This window comes from Streptomyces sp. NPDC048483 (genome assembly GCF_040651455.1).
Lineage (GTDB): Bacteria > Actinomycetota > Actinomycetes > Streptomycetales > Streptomycetaceae > Streptomyces.
The window spans coordinates 38,021-58,668 of the sequence record NZ_JBEZJZ010000047.1 but is presented as its reverse complement, the minus strand read 5'-3'; the positions used below and the strand labels follow the sequence as shown (position 1 = coordinate 58,668).

General features: G+C 71.3%; 20 protein-coding genes. 14 read left to right on the top strand and 6 right to left on the bottom strand.

What is annotated here, in order from left to right:
• Nucleotides 1-172 precede the first annotated feature (172 nt).
• Entirely contained in the window at nucleotides 173-1,042 is an 870-nt protein-coding gene (locus AB0D04_RS23230; RefSeq protein ID WP_362706415.1) for a 3-hydroxybutyryl-CoA dehydrogenase, read from the bottom strand.
• Nucleotides 1,043-1,215: 173 nt separating this feature from the next.
• Between AB0D04_RS23230 and AB0D04_RS23225 the strand changes: the two genes are divergently transcribed.
• The gene (locus AB0D04_RS23225; protein ID WP_362706412.1) at nucleotides 1,216-2,445 is read left to right on the top strand and encodes a family 10 glycosylhydrolase; all 1,230 of its coding nucleotides are present in this window, start codon (nucleotides 1,216-1,218) and stop codon (nucleotides 2,443-2,445) included.
• 33 nt (nucleotides 2,446-2,478) lie between these two features.
• Here AB0D04_RS23225 and AB0D04_RS23220 read toward each other — a convergent pair whose 3' ends face one another.
• Complete coding sequence (locus tag AB0D04_RS23220; protein WP_362706409.1) at nucleotides 2,479-2,685, bottom strand: DUF1918 domain-containing protein; 207 nt, start codon at nucleotides 2,683-2,685, stop codon at nucleotides 2,479-2,481.
• A gap of 192 nt (nucleotides 2,686-2,877) precedes the next feature.
• Complete coding sequence (locus AB0D04_RS23215) at nucleotides 2,878-3,861, bottom strand: DMT family transporter (RefSeq protein WP_362706406.1); 984 nt, start codon at nucleotides 3,859-3,861, stop codon at nucleotides 2,878-2,880.
• Here AB0D04_RS23215 and AB0D04_RS23210 point away from each other — a divergent pair.
• The 4 genes from AB0D04_RS23210 to AB0D04_RS23195 all read left to right on the top strand — a co-directional run bounded on the left by AB0D04_RS23210 (nucleotide 3,860) and on the right by AB0D04_RS23195 (nucleotide 7,336).
• Nucleotides 3,860-5,320 carry a PLP-dependent aminotransferase family protein gene (locus tag AB0D04_RS23210; protein ID WP_362706403.1) on the top strand — a complete coding sequence of 487 codons (1,461 nt, stop codon included), beginning with the start codon at nucleotides 3,860-3,862 and terminating at the stop codon, nucleotides 5,318-5,320. The genes AB0D04_RS23215 and AB0D04_RS23210 overlap by 2 nt on opposite strands.
• A gap of 111 nt (nucleotides 5,321-5,431) precedes the next feature.
• Entirely contained in the window at nucleotides 5,432-5,884 is a 453-nt protein-coding gene (locus AB0D04_RS23205) for a GNAT family N-acetyltransferase (protein ID WP_362706401.1), read from the top strand.
• A gap of 43 nt (nucleotides 5,885-5,927) precedes the next feature.
• The gene (locus AB0D04_RS23200; RefSeq protein ID WP_362706398.1) at nucleotides 5,928-6,497 is read left to right on the top strand and encodes a histidine phosphatase family protein; all 570 of its coding nucleotides are present in this window, start codon (nucleotides 5,928-5,930) and stop codon (nucleotides 6,495-6,497) included.
• Between the two features lie 92 nt (nucleotides 6,498-6,589).
• Complete coding sequence (locus tag AB0D04_RS23195) at nucleotides 6,590-7,336, top strand: hypothetical protein (protein ID WP_362706396.1); 747 nt, start codon at nucleotides 6,590-6,592, stop codon at nucleotides 7,334-7,336.
• A 6-nt stretch (nucleotides 7,337-7,342) separates the two neighbouring features.
• Here AB0D04_RS23195 and AB0D04_RS23190 read toward each other — a convergent pair whose 3' ends face one another.
• The 3 genes from AB0D04_RS23190 to AB0D04_RS23180 all read right to left on the bottom strand — a co-directional run bounded on the left by AB0D04_RS23190 (nucleotide 7,343) and on the right by AB0D04_RS23180 (nucleotide 9,865).
• Complete coding sequence (locus AB0D04_RS23190) at nucleotides 7,343-7,816, bottom strand: nuclear transport factor 2 family protein (RefSeq protein ID WP_362706393.1); 474 nt, start codon at nucleotides 7,814-7,816, stop codon at nucleotides 7,343-7,345.
• A 110-nt stretch (nucleotides 7,817-7,926) separates the two neighbouring features.
• Nucleotides 7,927-8,676, bottom strand: coding sequence for a LuxR C-terminal-related transcriptional regulator (locus AB0D04_RS23185; RefSeq protein WP_362706391.1), 750 nt, complete (start codon nucleotides 8,674-8,676; stop codon nucleotides 7,927-7,929).
• 85 nt (nucleotides 8,677-8,761) lie between these two features.
• Nucleotides 8,762-9,865 carry a methyltransferase domain-containing protein gene (locus AB0D04_RS23180; RefSeq protein WP_362706389.1) on the bottom strand — a complete coding sequence of 368 codons (1,104 nt, stop codon included), beginning with the start codon at nucleotides 9,863-9,865 and terminating at the stop codon, nucleotides 8,762-8,764.
• Between the two features lie 265 nt (nucleotides 9,866-10,130).
• Here AB0D04_RS23180 and argC point away from each other — a divergent pair, with 265 nt between their 5' ends.
• The 9 genes from argC (at nucleotide 10,131) to AB0D04_RS23135 (ending at nucleotide 20,643) form a co-directional block, all read left to right on the top strand.
• Nucleotides 10,131-11,159, top strand: coding sequence for an N-acetyl-gamma-glutamyl-phosphate reductase (argC, locus tag AB0D04_RS23175; protein WP_362706386.1), 1,029 nt, complete (start codon nucleotides 10,131-10,133; stop codon nucleotides 11,157-11,159).
• Between the two features lie 76 nt (nucleotides 11,160-11,235).
• On the top strand, nucleotides 11,236-12,408 hold the full coding sequence (argJ, locus tag AB0D04_RS23170; RefSeq protein ID WP_362706383.1) for a bifunctional glutamate N-acetyltransferase/amino-acid acetyltransferase ArgJ: 1,173 nt from the start codon (nucleotides 11,236-11,238) through the stop codon (nucleotides 12,406-12,408).
• Nucleotides 12,405-13,334, top strand: coding sequence for an acetylglutamate kinase (gene argB / locus AB0D04_RS23165; protein ID WP_362706380.1), 930 nt, complete (start codon nucleotides 12,405-12,407; stop codon nucleotides 13,332-13,334). The genes argJ and argB overlap by 4 nt, the downstream gene beginning before the upstream one ends.
• Nucleotides 13,331-14,569 (top strand): acetylornithine transaminase, encoded by a 1,239-nt coding sequence (locus AB0D04_RS23160; protein ID WP_362706378.1) that lies wholly within the window; start codon nucleotides 13,331-13,333, stop codon nucleotides 14,567-14,569. The genes argB and AB0D04_RS23160 overlap by 4 nt, the downstream gene beginning before the upstream one ends.
• Before the next feature lie 8 nt (nucleotides 14,570-14,577).
• On the top strand, nucleotides 14,578-15,120 hold the full coding sequence (locus AB0D04_RS23155; protein WP_362706375.1) for an arginine repressor: 543 nt from the start codon (nucleotides 14,578-14,580) through the stop codon (nucleotides 15,118-15,120).
• A gap of 249 nt (nucleotides 15,121-15,369) precedes the next feature.
• Complete coding sequence (gene pstS / locus AB0D04_RS23150; protein ID WP_362706373.1) at nucleotides 15,370-16,506, top strand: phosphate ABC transporter substrate-binding protein PstS; 1,137 nt, start codon at nucleotides 15,370-15,372, stop codon at nucleotides 16,504-16,506.
• Between the two features lie 197 nt (nucleotides 16,507-16,703).
• The gene (locus AB0D04_RS23145; protein ID WP_362706371.1) at nucleotides 16,704-16,883 is read left to right on the top strand and encodes a thiomuracin/GE37468 family thiazolyl RiPP peptide; all 180 of its coding nucleotides are present in this window, start codon (nucleotides 16,704-16,706) and stop codon (nucleotides 16,881-16,883) included.
• A 222-nt stretch (nucleotides 16,884-17,105) separates the two neighbouring features.
• Entirely contained in the window at nucleotides 17,106-19,754 is a 2,649-nt protein-coding gene (locus tag AB0D04_RS23140; protein ID WP_362706368.1) for a lantibiotic dehydratase, read from the top strand.
• Nucleotides 19,747-20,643 carry a thiopeptide-type bacteriocin biosynthesis protein gene (locus AB0D04_RS23135; RefSeq protein ID WP_362706365.1) on the top strand — a complete coding sequence of 299 codons (897 nt, stop codon included), beginning with the start codon at nucleotides 19,747-19,749 and terminating at the stop codon, nucleotides 20,641-20,643. Before AB0D04_RS23140 ends, AB0D04_RS23135 begins: the two co-directional genes overlap by 8 nt.
• Nucleotides 20,644-20,648 lie beyond the last annotated feature (5 nt).

Sequence of the window (20,648 nt, the reverse complement as noted above, 5' to 3'; positions counted from 1 at the left end):
CGATCACGCTCACCGGATCGTGCCTCCGTGCAGACCACGCTGGTCGTCCGAGACTGCGCGGATGAGGGTCCCGCGGGGGTACGGAGAGCCACCCGACCGCAGCGCCGCCGCTTACGCTACTCCAGAGCAACTCCCCCTGGAGTAGCGCCACTTGGCGGCCCCGCCGCACCCGCTAGTACGAGTAGAAGCCCGACCCGCTCTTCCGCCCCAGCCGTCCCGCGTCCACCATCCGCGCCAGCAGCGGGGGAGCGGCGTACAGCGGCTCCTTGTACTCCTCGTACATGGAGGCGGCGACCGAGGCCACGGTGTCCAGGCCGATGAGGTCGGCCAGCTTGAGCGGGCCCATCGGGTGGGCGCAGCCCAGCTCCATGCCGTTGTCGATGTCCTCGCGGCTGGCGATGCCCGACTCGAACATCCGGATCGCGGAGAGCAGATACGGGATCAGCAGCGCGTTGACGACGAAGCCGGAGCGGTCCTGGGCGCGGATGGCGTGCTTGCCCAGGACGTTCTGGACCAGGGCCTCGGCGCGCTTGATGGTCTCCTCGCCGGTGGTGAGGGCGGGGATGAGCTCCACCAGCTTCTGCACCGGGGCAGGGTTGAAGAAGTGGATGCCGATGACCTGGTCGGGACGAGAGGTCGCGACCGCCAGCTTCACCAGCGGGATGGACGAGGTGTTGGACGCCAGGATCGCGTCCGGGCGGGTGATCACCTGGTCGAGGACCTGGAAGATCTCGGTCTTGACCTGCTCGTTCTCCACAACGGCCTCGATGACGAGGTCGCGGTCGGCGAACTCCCCGAGGTCGGTGGTGAAGCTGAGCCGGCCGAGCGTCGCATCGCGCTCCGCGGGGGTGATCTTGCCGCGCTCAGCGGCCTTGCCGAGGGAGTTGGTCAAGCGGGTGCGGCCCAGCTCCAGGGCTTCGCCGGTGGTCTCGGCGACCATGACATCCAGGCCGGCGCGGGCGCAGACCTCGGCGATTCCCGCGCCCATCTGGCCGCAGCCGACCACTCCGACGCGTGCGATGTCGGTGAAAGTGTCCGTCACCTCGTGCCTTTCGCTGATCTTCAGGAGCGTGCGGTACGCCGTAAGGGTCCGGCGCCCGCCTCGGCCCCGACGTTACTCCGCGAGGTGCTGTGCTAAGGGCGCCGGGGCAGGCATCCTGAGCCCCCAGGATGGGACGAAACAGGGCAACCTGACGGCTTTTCATGAGAGGGATCATGAGACGGATCACACGGCGGGGGTTCGCGGCGGGCGCACTGGGCGTGGCGTCGTCGCTGCTCGGAGCGGGGGAGGCGGCGGCAGCAGCGGGGACGGCGGGCCCGGCGCGGCCGGGCGGGATGCGGGGCATGTGGCTCGCCACCGTCGCCAACCTCGACTGGCCCACCAAGCCGGGACTGCCGCCCGCCGAGCAGCAGCGCCAGCTGCGCGCCCTCCTCGACGCGGCCGTCGAACGCCGCCTGAACACGGTGTACTTCCAGGTCCGGCCCACCGCCGACGCGCTGTGGCCCTCCCCGTACGAGCCCTGGTCGCAGTATCTGACCGGCAAGCAGGGCAAGGACCCCGGATGGGACCCGCTCGGCTTCGCCGTCGCCGAGGCGCACCGGCGCGATCTCGGGCTGCACGCCTGGTTCAACCCCTACCGCGTCGCCAACCACACCGACCGCGGCCGGCTGGTGCCCGGCCATCCCGCGCGCCGGCACCCGGAGTGGGTGCTCTCCTACGGCGGCAAGCTCTACTACAACCCGGGACTGCCCGAGGTCCGCGGTTTTGTGCAGGAGGCGATGCTCGACGCGGTGCGCCGCTATGACGTCGACGGGGTGCACTTCGACGACTACTTCTATCCGTATCCGGTCGCGGGGCAGCTTTTCGGGGACGACGCGGCCTTCGAGCAGCACGGTGCGGGCTTTGCGGACCGGGCGAGCTGGCGGCGGGACAATGTCGACCGGCTGGTGCGGGAGATGAAGCAGAAGGTCGGGGAGGTGGGGCGGCCGGTGCGGTTCGGTGTCAGTCCCTCGGCCATTTGGCGTAACCGGGGGACCGATTCATCGGGTTCCGACACCCGCGGGACGCAGACCTACGACGAGCTGTACGCCGACACGCGGCGCTGGGTGCGGGAGGGGTGGGTCGACTACATCGTGCCGCAGGTGTACTGGAACATCGGCTTCCCGGCCGCCGACTACGCCAAGCTGGTGCCGTGGTGGTCGCAGGCCGTGGCCGGCACCGGCGTGGACCTCTACATCGGCGAGGCGCTGTACCGGGCGGGCGACCCGGCGCAGAGCACCCCCTGGCAGAACCCGGCCGAGCTCTCCCAGCACCTCGCCTTCGCCCGCGGCTATCCGCAGGTCGGCGGCCATGTCTATTTCTCGGCGCGGGATGTGGTCAGGGACCGGGCGGGGGCGCTTGCCCACGTCGTACGGGACCACTACGGCGGCGCGGTGCGGCCGTAGTGGTGAGGGCGCCCGCTGATGGGCGGTGACGTCCTAGCGGCCGGTGATGTCGGTGGATTTCTTGTGCTCGACGACGGAGTCGGGGCCGGGCGACATGATCGATTCATGCCCGTCCTCGGCGCGGACGCGGTAGGGCGGATCTCCGTTCGTACCCAATACCTCGACGATCTCGACGACGTGGTCGTGATGCCCGACGGTTCTGCCGTGGACCACCAGCCGGTCGCCCCTGCTTGCGTGCATCAGAGGTCCTCCCGCTTCGGGCGGCCGCGCGACCGGCCCGGCCGGCGCTCTGCTGCGGCCGGGCGATGGAACGGCCAACGGTTTGCCTGGTACGGACCGGGGGACGGCCCGGACGGCGGTAGGCGCCATCGCGGCAAGTTTACGTCCACCGCCGGTCCTCGCACCTGGCAAGCGGCGGGCGGCTGCGCTGCGTCAGCCGCGGGTCCGCTGGGTGATCGCGATACACACCAGGACCGCGACCGCCGCGACCGGAGCGGCCGGCGGCAGCTGCTCGCCGAGCAGCAGGACGGACCACACCAGCGTCAGCAGCGGCTGGGCGAGCTGCAGCTGGCTGGCCCGCGAGACGCCGATGGCGGCCATTCCGCGGTACCAGACGACCATGCCCAGGAACGACGGGCCGAACGCCAGCCACAGCAGCCCGCCGACCGCGTGCCCGGTCAGCCGCAGCGGCTCGGTGGACAGCGCGAAGACCGCCCCCGTGGCCGTCAGCGGCAGGGCCAGCACCAGGGCCCAGCCGATCACCTGCCAGCCGGGCATATGGCGGGCCAGCCGGCCGCCCTCGGCGTACCCGGCCGCGCACACCAGCAGCGCCGCGAACAGGAACAGATCGCCGGTGCTGAGCGCGCCGCCGCTCTGCTGCACCGTGAAGCCGATGACGACGGCGGCGCCGGCCAGCGAGGCGGTCCAGAAGGTGCGCGAGGGCCGCGCTCCGGTCCGTACGGCGGAGTAGGCGGCGGTGGTCAGCGGCAGCAGGCCCACCACGACGGCCGCGTGCGAGGTGGTGGAGGTCTGCAGGGCCAGGGTGGTCAGGATCGGGAAGCCGAGGACCACTCCGGCCGTCACGACCGCGATGCCGGCCCAGTGGCGCCGCTCGGGGACGCGGACCCGCAGGGCGAGCAGGGCGCCGCCGGCGAGCGCGGCCGCGAGCACACTGCGCAGCATGACCACGGTCCACGGGCCCATGCCCTCGAGGGCCCAGGCTGTGGCAGGGAACGTGAGGGAGAAGGAGGCGACGCCCAGCGCGGCGAGGAGGGAGCCGCGCCCGGTGGCGGTGTCGCGGCGGGCGGCGCCGTCCGCCGCGCCACCGCCACCAGTGGCGCCGCGGACCTCGGCGGGCCGCTCCGGGGTGGTGACCGCTATCCCGCTTGGCGCGATAGTGCTATCGTTGTTGCTCATGCAAGAGCGTAGCAGTGTCGCTGAACTGGCTAAAGTCCTCCGTGCAGAGTTGAACCGCTACTCTCCCGGAGAGAAGCTGCCATCGAGTCGCGCCCTGATCGAACAGCACCGGGTGAGCCCGGTGACCGTCTCCCGCGCCCTTGCCGAGCTCGTCGCCGAGGGCCTGGTCGTCACCCGGCCCGGCGCCGGGGCCTTCCGGGCCGTACCGCGCACCGAGACCCCGCGCCCCGCCGACACCTCCTGGCAGACGATCGCCCTGAGCGCCGAGCCGGCCGGCGACCAGGTGCCCCGCAGCGTCGACGCCTCGGGCGTGGTGGCCACCCTCGCCACGCCCGCGCCCGGCGTCATCGAACTCCACGGTGGCTATCTGCACCCCGACCTCCAGCCCGAACGCGCCCTCGCCGGGGCGCTGGCCCGCGCCGGGCGGCGGCCGGGTGCCTGGGGGCGGCCGCCGCTCGAAGGCATCTTGCAGCTGCGGGCCTGGTTCGCGCGGGAGATCGGCGGCCCCGGCGGCACGCTCGCCGCAAGCGATGTGCTGGTCACCGCCGGCGGCCAGAGTGCGCTGACCACCGCCCTGCGCGCGGTCGCCGCCCCCGGCGCGCCGGTCCTGGTCGAATCCCCCACCTACCCGGGCATGCTGGCCGCCGCCCGCGCCTCCGGCCTGCGCCCGGTCCCCGTCCCCGTCGACGCAGACGGCGTCCGCACCGACCTGCTCGCCGACGCGTTCCGGGCCAGCGGCGCACGGCTGTTCGTCTGCCAGCCGCTGTTCCAGAACCCGACGGGCGCGGTGCTCGCGGAGGAGCGGCGGCGCGAGGTGCTCCGGGTGGCCCGCGCGGCCGGGGCGTTCGTGGTCGAGGACGACTTCGCCCGGCGGCTGGTCCACGACGGCGCGCCCGCCCTCCCGCCTACCCTGATGGCGGACGACCGGGACGGCACCGTCGTCCATCTCTGCTCCCTGACCAAGCCCACCTCGCCCAGCCTGCGGGTGGGTGCCCTGGCCGCCCGCGGCCCGGTCCTCGACCGGCTGCGCGCCATCCAGGTCGTCGACAGCTTCTTCGTCGCCGGACCGCTCCAGGAAACCGCCGTCGAACTGGTCGGCTCGCCCGCCTGGACCCGTCATCTCCGCCTGATCTCCGGCGAGTTGGCGGCCCGCCGGGACACCATGGTCGCCGCCCTGCGCCACGATCTCCCCGCCCTCGCGGGGAGCGGCCTGTACGTCCCGCCCGGCGGCTATCAACTGTGGGTGCGGCTGCCGGACGGTACGGACGAGGCGGCGCTGACCGGCGGGGCGCTGCGCGCGGGCGTCGCGGTGGCGGCCGGCCGCCCCTACTTCGCCGCCGAGGCGCCGGCCCCGCATCTGCGCCTGAGCTTCGCCTCCGCGTCCGGGACCGGGGAACTCACCGAAGGGGTGCGGAGGCTGCGGGCGGCGTGCGACGAGCTGGGGATCCCGGTGGACTGAGGCCGCCGTACCCGGAGATGTGCCGTCCCCGGAGATACGCCGTTCCGGAGATACGCCGTTCCTTCGGATACGGGTTCGACGCGGGCCCCGCGCTTCTGCGAACCTCCCCGCATGAACGATCACGCGCTCGAGGGCTACGAGATCTCCACCGACCCGGCCCGCCTGGACGGCGATCTGGTCCACGACTGGCTGTCCACCGACGCCTACTGGGCCGTCGGCCGCACCCGCGAGCGGCACGACCGAGCCGTCGCCGGATCGCTCAACTTCGGCCTGTACGCGTCCGGTTCGGGGCGCCAGGCCGCGTACGCCCGGGTCGTCACCGACCACGCCACCTTCGCCTGGCTCTGCGATGTCTACGTCGCGCGCGAGGACCGCGGCAAGGGCCTGGGCACCGCCCTCGTCCAGGCCGTCGCCGACCATCTGACGCCCTGCGGGCTGACCCGGATCACGCTCGCCACCCAGGACGCGCACGGCGTCTACGAGAAGATCGGCTTCCGCAGCCTGGTGTCGCCGGAGCAGTGGATGACGCTGGGGCTGATGGACCCCGGACCCATCGACTTCTGACCAGAGGGTTGGCCGGGGCGGTGGTACTCGTACCATTCGGCGCATGCATGGTCGCCTCAAGCTGCTCGCCGCCGCCCGCAGCTCCGCGCTGCTCGAGACCCGGTTCGACGACGACCGCCCGCTCGACGCCGCCGGATGGCACGAGGCCGAGCGCGCCGCGCCCGTCCTGTGCCGGCTCGCCGCCGCCGAGCTGCGCTACTGCTCGCCGTCCGCGCGCTGCCGGGAGACCGGTGAGGCGCTCGGCCTCACCCCGCTCGCCCAGCCGGGTCTGCGGGACTGCGACATGGGGCGCTGGCGCGGCCGGACCCTGGCCGAGGTGACCGCGGCCGAGCCCCAGGCGGTGGATGCGTGGCTGGCCGACCCCCGGTCCGCGCCGCACGGCGGGGAGTCGCTGCTGGCCTTCATCACCCGCATCGGCAGCTGGCTGGACACCCGGCCGGTCGGGGAGGGTGCCGGACTGGTGGCGATCGCCGAGCCCGGGGTCGTCCGCGCGGCCCTGGTCTATGCGCTCCAGGCGCCCCCGCACACGTACTGGCGGATCGATGTCCAGCCGCTCTCGGTGACGACCCTGACCGGGCGCGCGGGCAACTGGAGCCTGGCGCTGGAGGCGTGAGCCGCGCGGGTGCGCAGCAAAGACCACCCGGAAAGCCCAGCCGGACCCGCCACCGACGTGCGCGCGGCGCACGGGGACGTTTGGCTCGGGGCATGGACACACACGCTGCCCTCCGCCCCGTCCGCCGTCGCGTCCCCCTGGCCGGCGCCGTGATGGCGTCCTTCGCGCTGTGCGGCTCGGGCGTCGCCACTGCCGCGGACGGGACGAACCCGGTGATCGTCCAGCCCGACCCGGTGGCGCCCGGCGGCGAATTCTCCGTCTTCGACGGCGGCAACTGCACCGGCGGGACCGGTGCGGCCACGTTCGGCGGTACGGACATCCCGAAGCTGAAGCTGTCCATGCTGCGGAACCAGGTCGGCGGCACCGCCACCGTTCCGCCCGGCACCGAGCCGGGCGAGTACACCGTCACCGTCACCTGCGGCGGCGGCAAGGCCGATACGGCCGATAACGCCGATAAGGGTGACAAAGCCGATAGGGCCGGTGAATTCGGGACCCAGGGGGAGGCGGAGAGCGAGGCGCAGGGGGACCCGGCGGGCGGCCGGCACACCTTCACCGGCACCCTCACCGTCTCCGCCGAGGCCGAGGTCGACGTCGACTCCGAGGCCAACTCCGAGGCCAACTCCGATGTCGGCCCCGAGGGCGGGCCTGGGGCGGGCAGCGACGCCGGCACCGACGCCGGCCCGGGCGAGGCCGTCCCCAAGGGCGGCGCTCACACCGGCCTCGGCGGCGGCTCTGGGGTCGGCACGACCGTGACGGTGGTCGGCGGCGCGCTGCTGGCCGGCGCGGTCGGCTGGGGCGTCGTCGCCTTCCTCCGGCGCCCCAGGGGTGGCCGCGGCTGAGACCCGCTACGGCGTCAGATCGAGCGCCGCCAGCCCCGACCCGTCCATCCGGAACGGCACCGATTCATGGACGTGGGTGATCCGCCAGACCCCGTCGATCTTCCGCAGACCGACGGTCGCCCGGAACCACAGCTGCACCTCGGAGTCGCACGCCTTGGCGCCGTGCATCCGGTTGATGCTGTGGGCGAAGGCGACCCCGTCGCCGACCGTGATCTCGATCTGGGTCGAGGTCACCTCGACGGGCCCCTCCCAGGTCGCGTACCAGGCCTCGACGGCCTGCCGGTCGAGCGCCTCCGGGCCGGTCAGCCGGAGCGGGGGAGCGAGGCCGAAGTCCACGATCTCCGGCGCGCAGTGTCCGAGGAACCGCTCGGCGTCCCGCTCCGCGGTCGCCGTCGCGCGGTCCTGCAGCAGCTCCCGGATCGCTGCCTCGTCCGTCTTTCGTTCGGTGCCCGTGTTCTCGGCGTGGTCGGTGGTGGTCATGAGAAGTTCTTCCGTTGCCCGGCGCGGCGGCGCCCTGAATCGTGTCCGACGGGTAGACGGCGACGGGCCGCGGAACTCATCGGTGGCGAGCGGCGCGCGCGCCCGCCCGCCTACCGCACCGGCCGCGCCTCCGTCGGCGTCCGGGTCAGCCAGGCGTTCGCCGCCGCCACGCGGCCGCCGACGCGGAGCTTGGCGTAGGCGTGCTCCAGGTGTTTGTCGACCGTACGGGGGCTGATCGCCAGGCGGCGGGCGATCTGCTGGTTGGTCAGCCCGTGCGCGAGCAGGGCGAGGACGGCGGACTCGCGGCGGGTGACCTGGGAGCGTACCGGCGGGGGCGGGGCGAGGCGGTCCAGGACGTGGGTGAGGCGGGTGCGCAGCAGGGCGGCGGCGAGGACGTCGTGGTCGGTGAAGTCGGGGCCGCTGCGGTTGACGGCCAGGCAGATGCTGCGGGGCTGCCCGTTCACATAGCCGCCGGGGAAGGACATGGCGAGCTGGTGCTCGGCGCCGAGGGGGCGGTAGACGTCGCTGTAGGCGGCCAGTGCGTGGTAGGCGAGGTCGGTCTGGAGGGTCGAGCGGCGCATGGGGGTGCCGGTGCCGAAGGTGGTGTGGGTGACCAGGGGGTCGGCCGGTGCGTCGCGGGCGAAGGCGTCCCACGCGTCGCGGGTGAGGAGGTCGGCGGGCAGGGTGAGCGCCCGGTGCGCCGGGTCGGGGCGGGGCGTCCAGACGATGCTGTCGCCGGGTACGGCGCCCAGCAGCAGGGGAAGCAGCGCCGGAACAAGGGCTTCCTCGTCGACGGCGTCGATCAGGAGGTCCACGACGGCGAAGATGCGCCGCAGGCCGGCCTCCGCGGCCGCGCTCATGCCTCCAGCGTGGCCAGCGGGCCGGAACGCGTCAAGCTGCCGCCCGGCCGGCCGGGGGAAGACCGGCCGGGGGCGTCGGCCGCGGTTAGCGGCCGACGGCGTAGACGCGGTTGACCGGGCTCTCGGCCACAAGCTTCCAGTGGCGCAGCCCGGCGTCGGCGGCGATGGTTCGCATCGCCTCCTCTCCCGCGTGATTTCCCAGTGCCTGCGGACCGTGCTGGGCCAGCGCGGAGGGCAGGCACACGGCGACCGAGGCGGCGGTCAGCGCCCGGCCGATCGGGGTGGCATTCTCCTGGACGTCGGCCGAACCGTTCGGCTCCACGATCATGCAGATGCCGTCGTCGGCCAGCGCCTGTTCGGCGCAGCGGAGCGCGCCGCCGGGGTCGCCGGTGTCGTGCAGGCAGTCGAAGAAGGTGATCAGGTCGTAGTTCTTGCCCGGGAAGTCCTGGGCGCCGGCGACTTCGAAGCGCACCCGGTCGGCCAGCCCCTGCTCGGCCGCGATGCCGCGGGCCGCCCGGACGGAGGGCCGGTGGAAGTCGAAGCCGTGGAAGCGGGATGCGGGGAAGGCGCGGGCCATCAGCACCGTGGACCAGCCGTAACCGCATCCGACGTCCGCGACCCGCGCGCCGCGCGCCAGCTTCTCCACCATGCCGTCCAGCGCGGCCAGCCACTCGGGGACCAGCGCGGCCGTATAGCCGGGCCGGAAGAACTTCGCGGTGCCCGTGAACAGCGCCGGCCCGTGCTCCTCCCAGCTCACGCCCTCGCCGGTGCGGAAGGCGTCCATGAGGGCGTCCTCGGTGGCGTAGAGGGCCTGCAGCATGGTGAAGAAGCCCGCCGCGTAGTGGGGCGAATTCGGGTCGGCCAGTACGGCGGCGTGCTCGTCGGGCAGCTCGTAGGTGTCGGTCGCGGGCGCGTATGTCACATAGCCGCCGGCCACCTGGGCGGCCAGCCATTCGCGGACGTACCGCTCGACCAGCCCGGTGCGGACGGCGAGCTGGGCGGAGGTGAGCGGACCGGCCCCGGCCATCGCCGTGTAGAGGCCGAGCCGGTCGCCGAGGGAGGTGCACAGGCCGGCCACCGCGGCCCCGCCGTCGGTGATCACCTGCTCCAGGAACTCCCGCATCCGGTCCTCGTCCGTCCGGTCCGTGCCCGGCGCGGCGCCGTGGGTGACATCGGCGGACGTGGCCATGCCCTCACCTCCTCGTACGCTCCCACTCCACCAAGGAGGCGGGCCCCGGCGCCATACGGGATTCCCCGTATGGAGCGGCCGGACCGCCGGTGCTGACATCCGCGACATACCGGACCGACACTGGAGGGGAGGAAGTGGCAGGCATGTCGTCGCCCCTGACGCGGGGCGGCGGTTTCGGCGTGCTCGGGGGCCGGTGCCCCGCAGGCGACGGCGTTGCATAAAACTGCCGCTGTCCGTATAGTCATGCCATCGAGGAGGAGGGTCCATGACGATACGAGCAGCAGTGGCCGGAGCGAGCGGATACGCGGGGGGTGAAGTCCTGCGTCTGCTTCTGGCGCACCCCGAGGTCGAGATCGGCGCGGTGACCGGGCACTCCAACGCCGGTCAGCGCCTGGGTTCCCTGCAGCCGCACCTGCTCCCGCTGGCCGACCGGGAGGTCCAGCCGACCTCCGTCGAGGTGCTGGCCGGTCACGACGTCGTCTTTCTCGCGCTGCCGCACGGCCAGTCCGCGGAGGTCGCCGAACAGCTCGGGCCCGATGTCCTCATCGTCGACTGCGGCGCCGACTTCCGGCTGACGGACGCCGCCGACTGGGAGGCGTTCTACGGCTCGGCCCACGCGGGCACCTGGCCGTACGGCCTGCCGGAGCTGCCCGGGGCGCGCGCCGCGCTCCAGGGGGCCAAGCGCATCGCGGTGCCGGGCTGCTACCCCACCGCCGTCTCGCTCGCCCTCTTCCCGGCCTACCAGGCCGCCCTCGCCGAGCCCGAGGCCGTCATCGTCGCGGCCTCCGGCACCTCCGGCGCGGGCAAGGCCGCCAAGCCGCATCTGCTGGGCTCCGAGGTGATGGGCTCGATGAGCCCGTACGGCGTCGGCGGCGGCCACCGGCACACCCCGGAGATGATCCAGAACCTGAGCGCGGTGGCGGGCGAGCGCGTCGGCGTCTCCTTCACCCCGACCCTCGCGCCGATGCCCCGCGGCATCCTCGCCACCTGCTCGGCCAAGGCCCGGCCCGGCGTGGACGCCGCCGCCGTACGCGCCGCGTACGAGAAGGCGCTGGCCGACGAGCCGTTCGTCCGGCTGCTGCCCGAGGGCCAGTGGCCGGCGACCGGCGCCGTCCACGGTTCCAACGCCGCGCACCTCCAGGTGACGCTGGACGCCGCGGCCGGCCGGATCATCGTGATCTGCGCCCTCGACAACCTCACCAAGGGCACCGCGGGCGGCGCCGTCCAGTCCATGAACATCGCCCTCGGTCTCGAGGAGACCACCGGACTTTCCACGATCGGAGTCGCACCGTGAGCGAGCGCAGCGAGGGAACCATGGAAGGGTGCGCGCGACGCTCATGCGTTCGCGCCGAGCGGAGCGAGGCCAAGGCATGAGCGTGACGGCAGCCAAGGGATTCACGGCGGCGGGCATCGCCGCCGGTATCAAGGCCCCTCTTGCCAATGGGAGCGGCGGCAACCCGGATCTCGCCCTCGTGGTGAACAACGGGCCGCGCCTGGCCGCCGCCGGTGTCTTCACCTCCAACCGCGTCAAGGCCGCGCCGGTCGTCTGGTCCGAGCAGGTCCTCAAGGGCGGCCGGGTCTCCGCCGTCATCCTCAACTCCGGTGGCGCCAACGCCTGCACGGGCCCGCTGGGCTTCCAGGACACCCATGCGACCGCGGAGAAGGTTGCGGAGGTGCTGGAGGGGCACAGTGCCGGCGAGGTGGCGGTCGCCTCCACCGGGCTGATCGGCATCCGGCTCCCGATGGACAAGCTGCTGCCGGGAGTCGGGCAGGCCGCGGCCGAACTCACCGAGCACGGCGGCGAGAAGGCCGCCATCGCCATCAAGACCACCGACAGCGTGCACAAGACGGCCCAGGTCGCCGTCGACGGCTGGACGGTCGGCGGGATGGCCAAGGGCGCGGGCATGCTCGCCCCCGGGCTGGCCACCATGCTCGTCGTGCTGACCACCGACGCCGATGTGCCGGCCGCCGGTCTCGATGCGGCGCTGCGGGCCGCGACCCGTACCACCTTCGACCGGGTCGACTCCGACGGCTGTATGTCCACCAACGACACCGTCCTGCTGCTGGCCTCCGGCGCCTCCGGCCTCGTCCCCGACCAGGACGCCTTCGCCGAGGCCGTACGGACCGTCTGCGACGACCTCGCCCGCCAGCTCATCGGCGACGCCGAGGGTGCGAGCAAGGACATCCGCATCGAGGTGATCCACGCCGCGAGCGAGGACGATGCCGTCGAGGTCGGCCGCTCCATCGCCCGGAACAACCTCCTCAAGTGCGCCATCCACGGCGAGGACCCCAACTGGGGCCGGGTGCTCTCCGCCATCGGCACCACCTCCGCCGCCTTCGATCCCGACCAGCTCAACGTCGCCATCAACGACGTCTGGGTCTGCAAGAACGGCTCGGTCGGCGAGGACCGCGACCTGGTCGACATGCGCTTCCGGGAGGTACGGATCACCGCCGACCTGGCCGCCGGTGCCGAGTCCGCGGTCATCTGGGCCAATGACCTCACCGCCGATTACGTCCACGAGAACAGTGCGTACTCCTCATGAGCACTCGTAAGCACACCGCGCTCCCCAAGGCCCGCACCCTCATTGAGGCGCTGCCCTGGCTGACCCGTCATCACGGCAAGACCGTCGTCATCAAGTTCGGCGGCAACGCCATGATCGACGAGGAGCTCAAGCGCGCCTTCGCCCAGGACGTGGTCTTCCTGCGGCACGCCGGTCTGCGCCCCGTCGTCGTACACGGCGGCGGCCCGCAGATCAGCGCGCAGCTGGACCTGCTCGGCCTGGAGTCGGAGTTCAAGGGCGGCCTGCGGGTCACCACGCCCGAGGCGATGAACGTCGTACGGATGGTGCTGGCGGGGCAGGTGCAGCGCGAACTGGTCGGCCTGCTCAATGAGCACGGGCCCTTCGCCGTCGGCATGACCGGCGAGGACGCCCACCTCATGACGGCGACCAAGCACTACGCCGACATCGACGGCGCGCGGGTGGACATCGGCCGGGTCGGCGAGATCACCGCCATCGACCCGGGCGCGGTACAGGCGCTGCTGGACGACGGCCGGATCCCGGTCATCTCCTCCATCGCCCGCAGCAACGACGAGGGTGATGCCGCCTCTGGGGGATCAGCCGTCTTCAACGTCAACGCCGACACCGCCGCGGCCGCGCTGGCCGCCGCGCTCGGTGCCGAGACGCTGATGGTCCTCACCGATGTCGAGGGCCTCTACGAGGACTGGCCCCACAGCGACGAGGTGATCTCCCGCCTCACCGCCACCCAACTGGAGAAGCTGCTGCCCGACCTGGCCAGCGGCATGGTCCCCAAGATGCAGGGCTGTCTGCACGCCGTACGCAACGGAGTGCACACCGCGCGGGTCATCGACGGGCGGGTCCAGCACTCGATCCTGCTGGAGATCTTCACCGACGAAGGAATCGGCACGATGGTCGTGCCGGACACGAACACGATCGAGGGGGCGACATGAGTCGGGCGGCACACACCGGGGGACCGACGGACAACGCGGGTCTCACCGGGCGCTGGCAGGGCGCGATGATGGACAACTTCGGCACCCCGCGCATCCCGCTGGTACGCGGTGAGGGCGCCGTGGTGTGGGACGCCGACGGCAAGGAGTACCTCGACTTCCTCGGCGGCATCGCGGTCAATGCCCTGGGCCACGCCCACCCCGCCGTTGTCCGGGCCGTGTCCGACCAGGTCGCCACCCTCGGTCATGTCTCCAACTTCTTCATCGCCGAGCCCACCGTGGCGCTGGCCGAGCGGCTGCTCGCGCTGGCCGGCGGCCGCCCCGGCCGGGTCTACTTCTCCAACTCCGGCGCCGAGGCCAACGAAGCCGCCTTCAAGATCGGCCGGCTGACCGGGCGCAGCCACATGGTCTCCACGGCCGGCGGCTTCCACGGCCGCACCATGGGCGCCCTCGCGCTGACCGGCCAGCCCGCCAAACAGGCCCCGTTCGCCCCGCTGCCCGGCGACGTCGACCACGTCCCGTACGGGGATGTCGAGGCCCTCCGCGCGGCGGTCACCACCGACACCGCGTTCGTCATCCTCGAGCCCGTCCAGGGCGAGAACGGCGTCGTCGTCCCGCCGCCCGGCTACCTCCAGGCCGCCCGCGAGATCACCGCCGCCACCGGCACCCTGCTCGTCCTCGACGAGATCCAGACCGGCATCGGCCGCACCGGCCACTGGCTGGAGTCCCAGGCGCAGGGCGTCGAGGCGGACATCATCACCCTCGCCAAGGGGCTGGGCGGCGGTCTGCCGATCGGCGCGACGCTGGCCTTCGGCCCGGCCGCCGACCTGCTCACGCCCGGCTCGCACGGCTCGACGTTCAGCGGCAACCCGGTCGTCTGCGCCGGCGCCCTCGCCGTCCTGGACACCATCGAGGCGGACGGCATCCTCGACCACGTCAAGCGGGTCGGCGAGCGGCTGCGGAACGGAATCGAGGCGCTGGGGCACCCATTGGTCGGCCAGGTCCGCGGTGCGGGCCTCCTCCTGGGTATCGTCTTGACCGAGTCCCTCGCGCCTCGGGTGCAGCAGGCGGCTCAGGACGCGGGCCTCCTGGTGAACGCGGTCGCGCCGGACGTCATCCGGCTCGCCCCGCCGCTGATCGTCTCCGACGAGCAGGCGGACACGTTCCTCCACAAGCTCCCCGCCGTCCTCAACACGGCCCGCCAAGGGGCCGACGGGGAACAACGATCCGGAGACTGACGACAACGATGACCGAGCCGCAGGAGACGGAGTCGCACAACGGCGGCCCGTCGGTACCGCAGACCCGCACCGCCCGCCATCGCCGGATCGTGGACATCCTCAACCGGCAGCCGGTCCGCTCCCAGAGCCAGCTCGCCAAGCTGCTCGCCGACGACGGGCTGTCCGTCACCCAGGCGACGCTCTCCCGCGACCTCGACGAACTGGGCGCGGTCAAGATCCGGAACACCGGCGGGGAGCTGATCTACGCGGTGCCCAGCGAGGGCGGGGACCGCAAGCCGCGGGCCCCCCTGGGCGAGTCCGCCAAGGAGGAGCGCATGCGCCGCCTCTCCAGCGAACTCCTCATCTCCGCCGAGGCCTCCGCCAACCTCGTCGTCCTGCGCACCCCGCCCGGCGCCGCCCAGTTCCTGGCCTCGGCCATCGACCAGGCGGAGCTGCACGACATCCTCGGCACCATCGCCGGCGACGACACCCTGATGCTGATCAGCCGCGATCCGGCGGGCGGCCAGGCCCTCGCCGACCATCTGCTGCGGCTGGCGCAGAAGGCGCACTGATCCCACGGGAAACGCCGGGACCTGCCGGGCCTTGCCGGGGCCCGGCGAGCCCGGCGGATCCCTGCGGGACTCACCGATCGGCGTAATCACCGCCAGTACGCATATAAGTGCATATAGTCACGGAGGGTGTGGCCGCGCGCGCATCGCTGTGTGAGATGCCGCCGCACGGCCGTCCGCCGCGCGCCCGCGCGGTGGCATCACCCTCTGCTGCGTCGGCCGGGCCCGGCCCGCAGGAAGGAGCACTGAAAGGTGAAGCTTCAGCGGAAGGGCGGGCCGCGTACCGGGGTGGTCGGGGCGGCGACCCTCTGCGGCGCCCTGGTTCTCACAGCGTGCGGTTCGAGCGCCGACTCCAGCCCCTCCGGCGGCTCGTCCACCGGGGCCAGTACCGGCGCCGGCGGAATCGCCTGCGGCAAGCCGGCCACCGTGAACGCCTCCGGCTCGACGGCACAGCAGTACGCGATGAAGTACTGGGTCAAGAACTACACCCGGGCCTGTTCCGGCACCAAGATCGCCTACAAGGACAACGGCTCCGGTGCCGGCCAGGACGACTTCCTGGCCGGCACCACCGCCTTCGCGGGTTCGGACTCCCCGCTGACCACCGATCAGGTCACCCGGTCCAAGAAGGTCTGCGCCGACGGCGGGCACGCCGTTCACCTGCCGATGGTCGGCGGACCGATCGCGGTCGGATTCCATCTCCCGGGCGTCGACCGGCTGGTGCTGGACGCGCCCACCCTCGCCAAGATCTTCAACGCACAGATCACGAAGTGGAACGATCCCGCGATCGCCGCGCTCAACAAGGGCGCCAAGCTGCCCTCGACGCCGATCCAGGTGTTCCACCGCTCCGACTCCTCCGGTACGACGGACAACTTCACCGCCTACCTCAACGCCACCGCACCGGACGCCTGGCCGTATCCGCATGCCAAGGAGTGGCCGGCCAAGGGCGGCCGGTCCGCAAAGGGCTCCTCGGATCTCGCCGCACAGGTGAAGCAGACCCCGGGCGCCATCGGCTACTTCGAGCTGCCGTACGCGGTGTCCCGCATGATCCGCACCGTCTCGGTCGACACCGGCGCGCCCGCCCCCGTCGACGCCAATGTGATCGCGGCGTCCCAGGCGATTGCCGGCGCCAAGGTCGCCAACACCGGCAACGACGTCATTCTCGGGCTCGACTACGGCACCAAGGCCCCCGGCGCCTACCCGATCGATGTGGTCACCTACGAGATCGTCTGCAACAAGGGCAACAAGCCGGCGACCTGGCCCGCCACCAAGACGTTCTTGACCTACATGGCCAGCCGGAAGGGCCAGGAGAACCTGACGTTCCAGGGCTATGCGACGCTCCCGGCCAAGGTCGTCAACACGGTCCGCGAGGAGATCGCCAAGCTGTCCTGACGACGGCGCGGTCATCGCGCAGCCGTTCGCGAGGAACTGACATGCTCATTCCATGTCATGTGTAGATATCTACAAAATGACGCAATGGGCGGAACGATCTTTATGGCGGATCGGCGCCTGGAGTCTCTGGTGCATCCACTGTGGGATAGGTCACGCAAGGCACGTTCTGTAACTCCAACCACAAGGATGGACGACCCATGAACAAGCCCGACACTGTCGATTACGACTTCGACGACCTGCCCATGGACGTCTTCGAACTGACCGACAGCGGCATCACCATCGAATCCCTGACGGCGGGTCACGGCATGACCGAGACCGGGGCCTCCAGCCCGTGCGGTTCTTCCGTCGGCACCAACTGCAGTGGCTGTTCCGTCTGATGCAGTTCCGCTGCCGTCGGGACATGTCCCGACGGCAGTGCCGCATTACGGGACAGTCCGTGCAGACGGATTGTCCGAAACTCGGGGACGAGGGGAATTTCTGTGGGGGAACTCTCTGCGGCCGGCTCGGGATATCGGCTGAATCCGGCGCCTGTTCTTCGGGTCGCCGGTGTACCGGTGGCGGTACTGGACAGTCTGCGATGCTCACGGTCCTGGGATCTGGTGCACAGAATCCTGGACCAGCGCGACCGGCTGACAACGGAGAGCGCCGCGCTCTCGGATCTGCTGCACGAAGAGATCGGAAAGATCGATGACGGGGCTGCCGCGCTGAGGCCCGGCCTGGTGGCACTCCGGAGAGATCTCTACAAGCAGCGCATTCCCGCCGAGCGGGCCTGGAACGACGCCGTTTCCGGCTTTCTGGCCGCCGCCACCCGCGAACGGGTCATCGCCTTTCTCGACACCCTGGTGCGTCAGCAGCGCATGACCGCCGAACTCGAGGAACTGCTGCCGGCCGAACAGCGGGCACGGACACAAGAATTACGCGCCGCGGTACACGACGAGAACTATCGGCACGCGCTGTCCCTCGCCAGCCCGGTCCTTTCGAAGGAACTGGAGAAGTGGCTTGCCGACCCCGAGCTGAGGCTGCGCCCCCAGACCCTTGCCCGCCTTGCCGAATATCTGACGAGGGCGGCCACCCGGACCAGTCCTTACAGCACGTTCACCATCAGCGGGTTCGGCTCCTGGGCGCCTGCAGGCGCCGCCGTACGGTTCCTGGACCCGGGAGATGTGCGCAGCGTCGTCGATCTCAGCGGCGCGGTCCTGGGGAGCGTCAAGGAATCGCTGGCCCGGGACCCGCTGTTGATGCCGGAACACCTCGTCCGGGTCAATCCCAGTGCGACCATGGATTCCGGGACGGTCAGCTTTCTGAGCGGTGGCTCCGGTGAGCCCATCGTCTCGCTGCCGGAAACTCCGACGCTTGCGGAATGCCTGCGCATCGTCCGGGAGACGGCCCCCTGCTCCCTCAAGGCACTGTGGGGGGAGCTGGAGCGGCGTTCCGGGCGTCCGCCGGAGACCATCCGCACGTTCCTGACGAAGCTCTCACATGCGGGGCTTCTCGAACTTCATGTGCCGGTTCCCGATCAGTCCACGGACCCCTTCGGCGATATTGCGGAATGGCTCGGCGAAAAGACTCCGGACGACTCGGCCGGACTGGTGAAGAGCCTGGCCCGGCTGCGGGGCGAGGTGCGCATCCCGTTGGACCCCGCCGATACCGGCAGCGGCCGGCGCCAACGTGCCGCAATGCGTGGTGCACTTGATGACCTGGGGGAGCAGCTCCGGCCTCTCTGGCGGTCGGAGTCGATACCGGACAAGGTCCTGTTTCACGAGAATGCGGTGTATACCGGGACGGTGGCGGAAGTGGCCGTCGATGCCTGGCGGTCCGCTCTCGACGACCTGGACGTTCTCCGGCGCTGGCTGGGCCTCTTCGACCCCGCACTGCCTTTGCGTATCGTGTTGTCCGAGCTGTACCACCGGCGCTTCGAGCCGGGATCCCGAGTTCCGGTTCTGCAATTGCACCGTGCCGTACAGGAAGAGCTCGCCGAACCCACCTATCTGAAAGACGTGGATCTCCAGGCGCTCCTCAAACCCCGCTGGCATGCGTTGCGGTCCGCGCTCGCCGACTGTCCGCTGCCGCGTATCCAGGAACTCGGCCGGCTCATCGATGAATCGGTGGCGATGGTCACCGGGGACACCGCCGGCGGCACGGTCGTCAGGACCGACCCCCAGGCCCTGCGGGAATTCGTCGAGCGGCTTCCGTCGTGGATTCAGGAACCGGAATCCATGACGTGCTATGTGCAAATTCTCGCCGAAGGTGACGGCGAAGGGAGAGACGAACGCGTCGGCCTGCGCCTCGTCGTGAACGGGGCGATGACCGGACACGGCCGTACGCGGGCGAGACTCGCGGCGATCGGCGAGCAGGCGGGAGCGGCCCCACTGCCCGCCGAAATGGCCGACGAACCGGGGGCGGAACCAGGTACAGAACCCCTGCTCGCCGAAATCGGCGCCGCTTTCGGGAGCGGGCTGAATGTGCGCCGGCCGAGTCTCCCGTACGAGATCTGCTATCCCGGTGCGCTCAGTGACCGGCCATCCGACCGGCAGCTCGACATCGGGGACCTGGTCGCCGCACCGGACCCGGCAGACCCGGCAGACCCCACGGCCCCGGCGGCCGGTCTGCTGCATCTGTACTCGCAGCGGCTCGGAAAGCGCGTCCACCCCGTCCATCTGGGGCTGGTCGCCGAGCCGTTCCTTCCTCCGGTGGCACGGCTGCTGGCCAACGGCTTCGGTGCCCATGCCGTCCTCGTACCGGGCGTTTCCTTTCTCCTTCCCACCGAATCCGGAGCGGGGGAACCGGGGGCGTCTCAGCCGGAAGGAGTGAGTTTTCTTCCCCGTCTGGAAGTCGGCAGGGTCACTATTCGCCGCGCGCGGTGGGTCGTGGCTGCGGACGACGTGCCGCTCCCCGCGAAAGGGGAGACCCCCGGCCGCTATCTGCTGCGGCTCGCCGGCTGGCTGCGGGACGAGGGAATTCCCCCTCGTGGTTTCGTACGAGCGCTGGACCCGCCGTCCGAGGGCGAGGGCGAGGTGGCGCGCTGGCTGCTGCAGGGCGGACACAAACCGGTCTATGTGGATTTCGCGTCCGCGCTCCACGTCCGGACCTTCACGCGGATGGCCACGGGCTGCCGTGGAGTAATGGTTTTCGAGGAGCCGCGACCCGCGCCCGAGGACGCACTGCGCACGGAGGGGGAATCGGCGCGCGTGACGGAATTCGCGGTGGAACTGACGCGGCGGAACGACGGAGAGGGAGACCGTGGCTGAGACCCGTTGGGTCAGCGCCCACATCTTCCACCAGGGGGATACGGACGCACTGATCCTGGACGCACTCCACCCGCTGACCGAGCGCCTGCGGGCGAGCAGCGGGCCGGCCGATGCGTCGTTCTTCCTGCGCTACTGGGACGGCGGACCGCATATACGGCTGCGGGTGGCGGTGCCGGACCCGGAGCGCCGGGAAGAGGTGCGCGGCGAAATAACCGGCGCATGCGAGGCCTGGTTCCGCCGGCACCCGTCGGAACCGTTCCTTGACGAGCGGCACTATGCCGAGCAGGCAACGATTTTGGCCGCGCGGGAAAGGATGACGGCCTACGAGCCGCGTATGTACCCGCTCGACTCGGTGCAGTTCCTGGCTTATCGCCCCGAATACCGGCGTTACGGTTCCGGCCGGAACATGGCAGCGGTCGAGCGGCATTTCGCCGAATCGAGCCAGATCGCGCTGACGGTGCTGCGGGCGGGGGCAAGCCCAAAGGAACGGCAGACCGCCGCGTACTGCATGCTGCTGCTCGCCTGGTTCACCTGCGAAAGCGACCCGGCCCGGCTGGAAAAAGAGCAGTTGAGCGACGGGGCCGACCGGTACGGGCCGGACCACGCGGACCGCTATGAACGGCAGCGGGCAGCACTCACCGGACTTCTGCGGTCGATGCGCTCGCTTGTCCTGCGCCGGGACGAGGTACCGGAACAAGGAACGCTGGGGCGCTGGGCCCATTCGGTACGCAGGCTGAATGACTCCGTAACGGCCCCCTGGCGGGTTCTGGATGCCTGCGCCCATTTGCTGTGCAACCGGCTCGGAGTGCAGCTGGAGCAGGAAACCTATGTCCGGTATCTCGCGGTGCGCGCGATATCCGAGGCGGCACGGGCGCCGGAAGGAGTGTGAGCCCC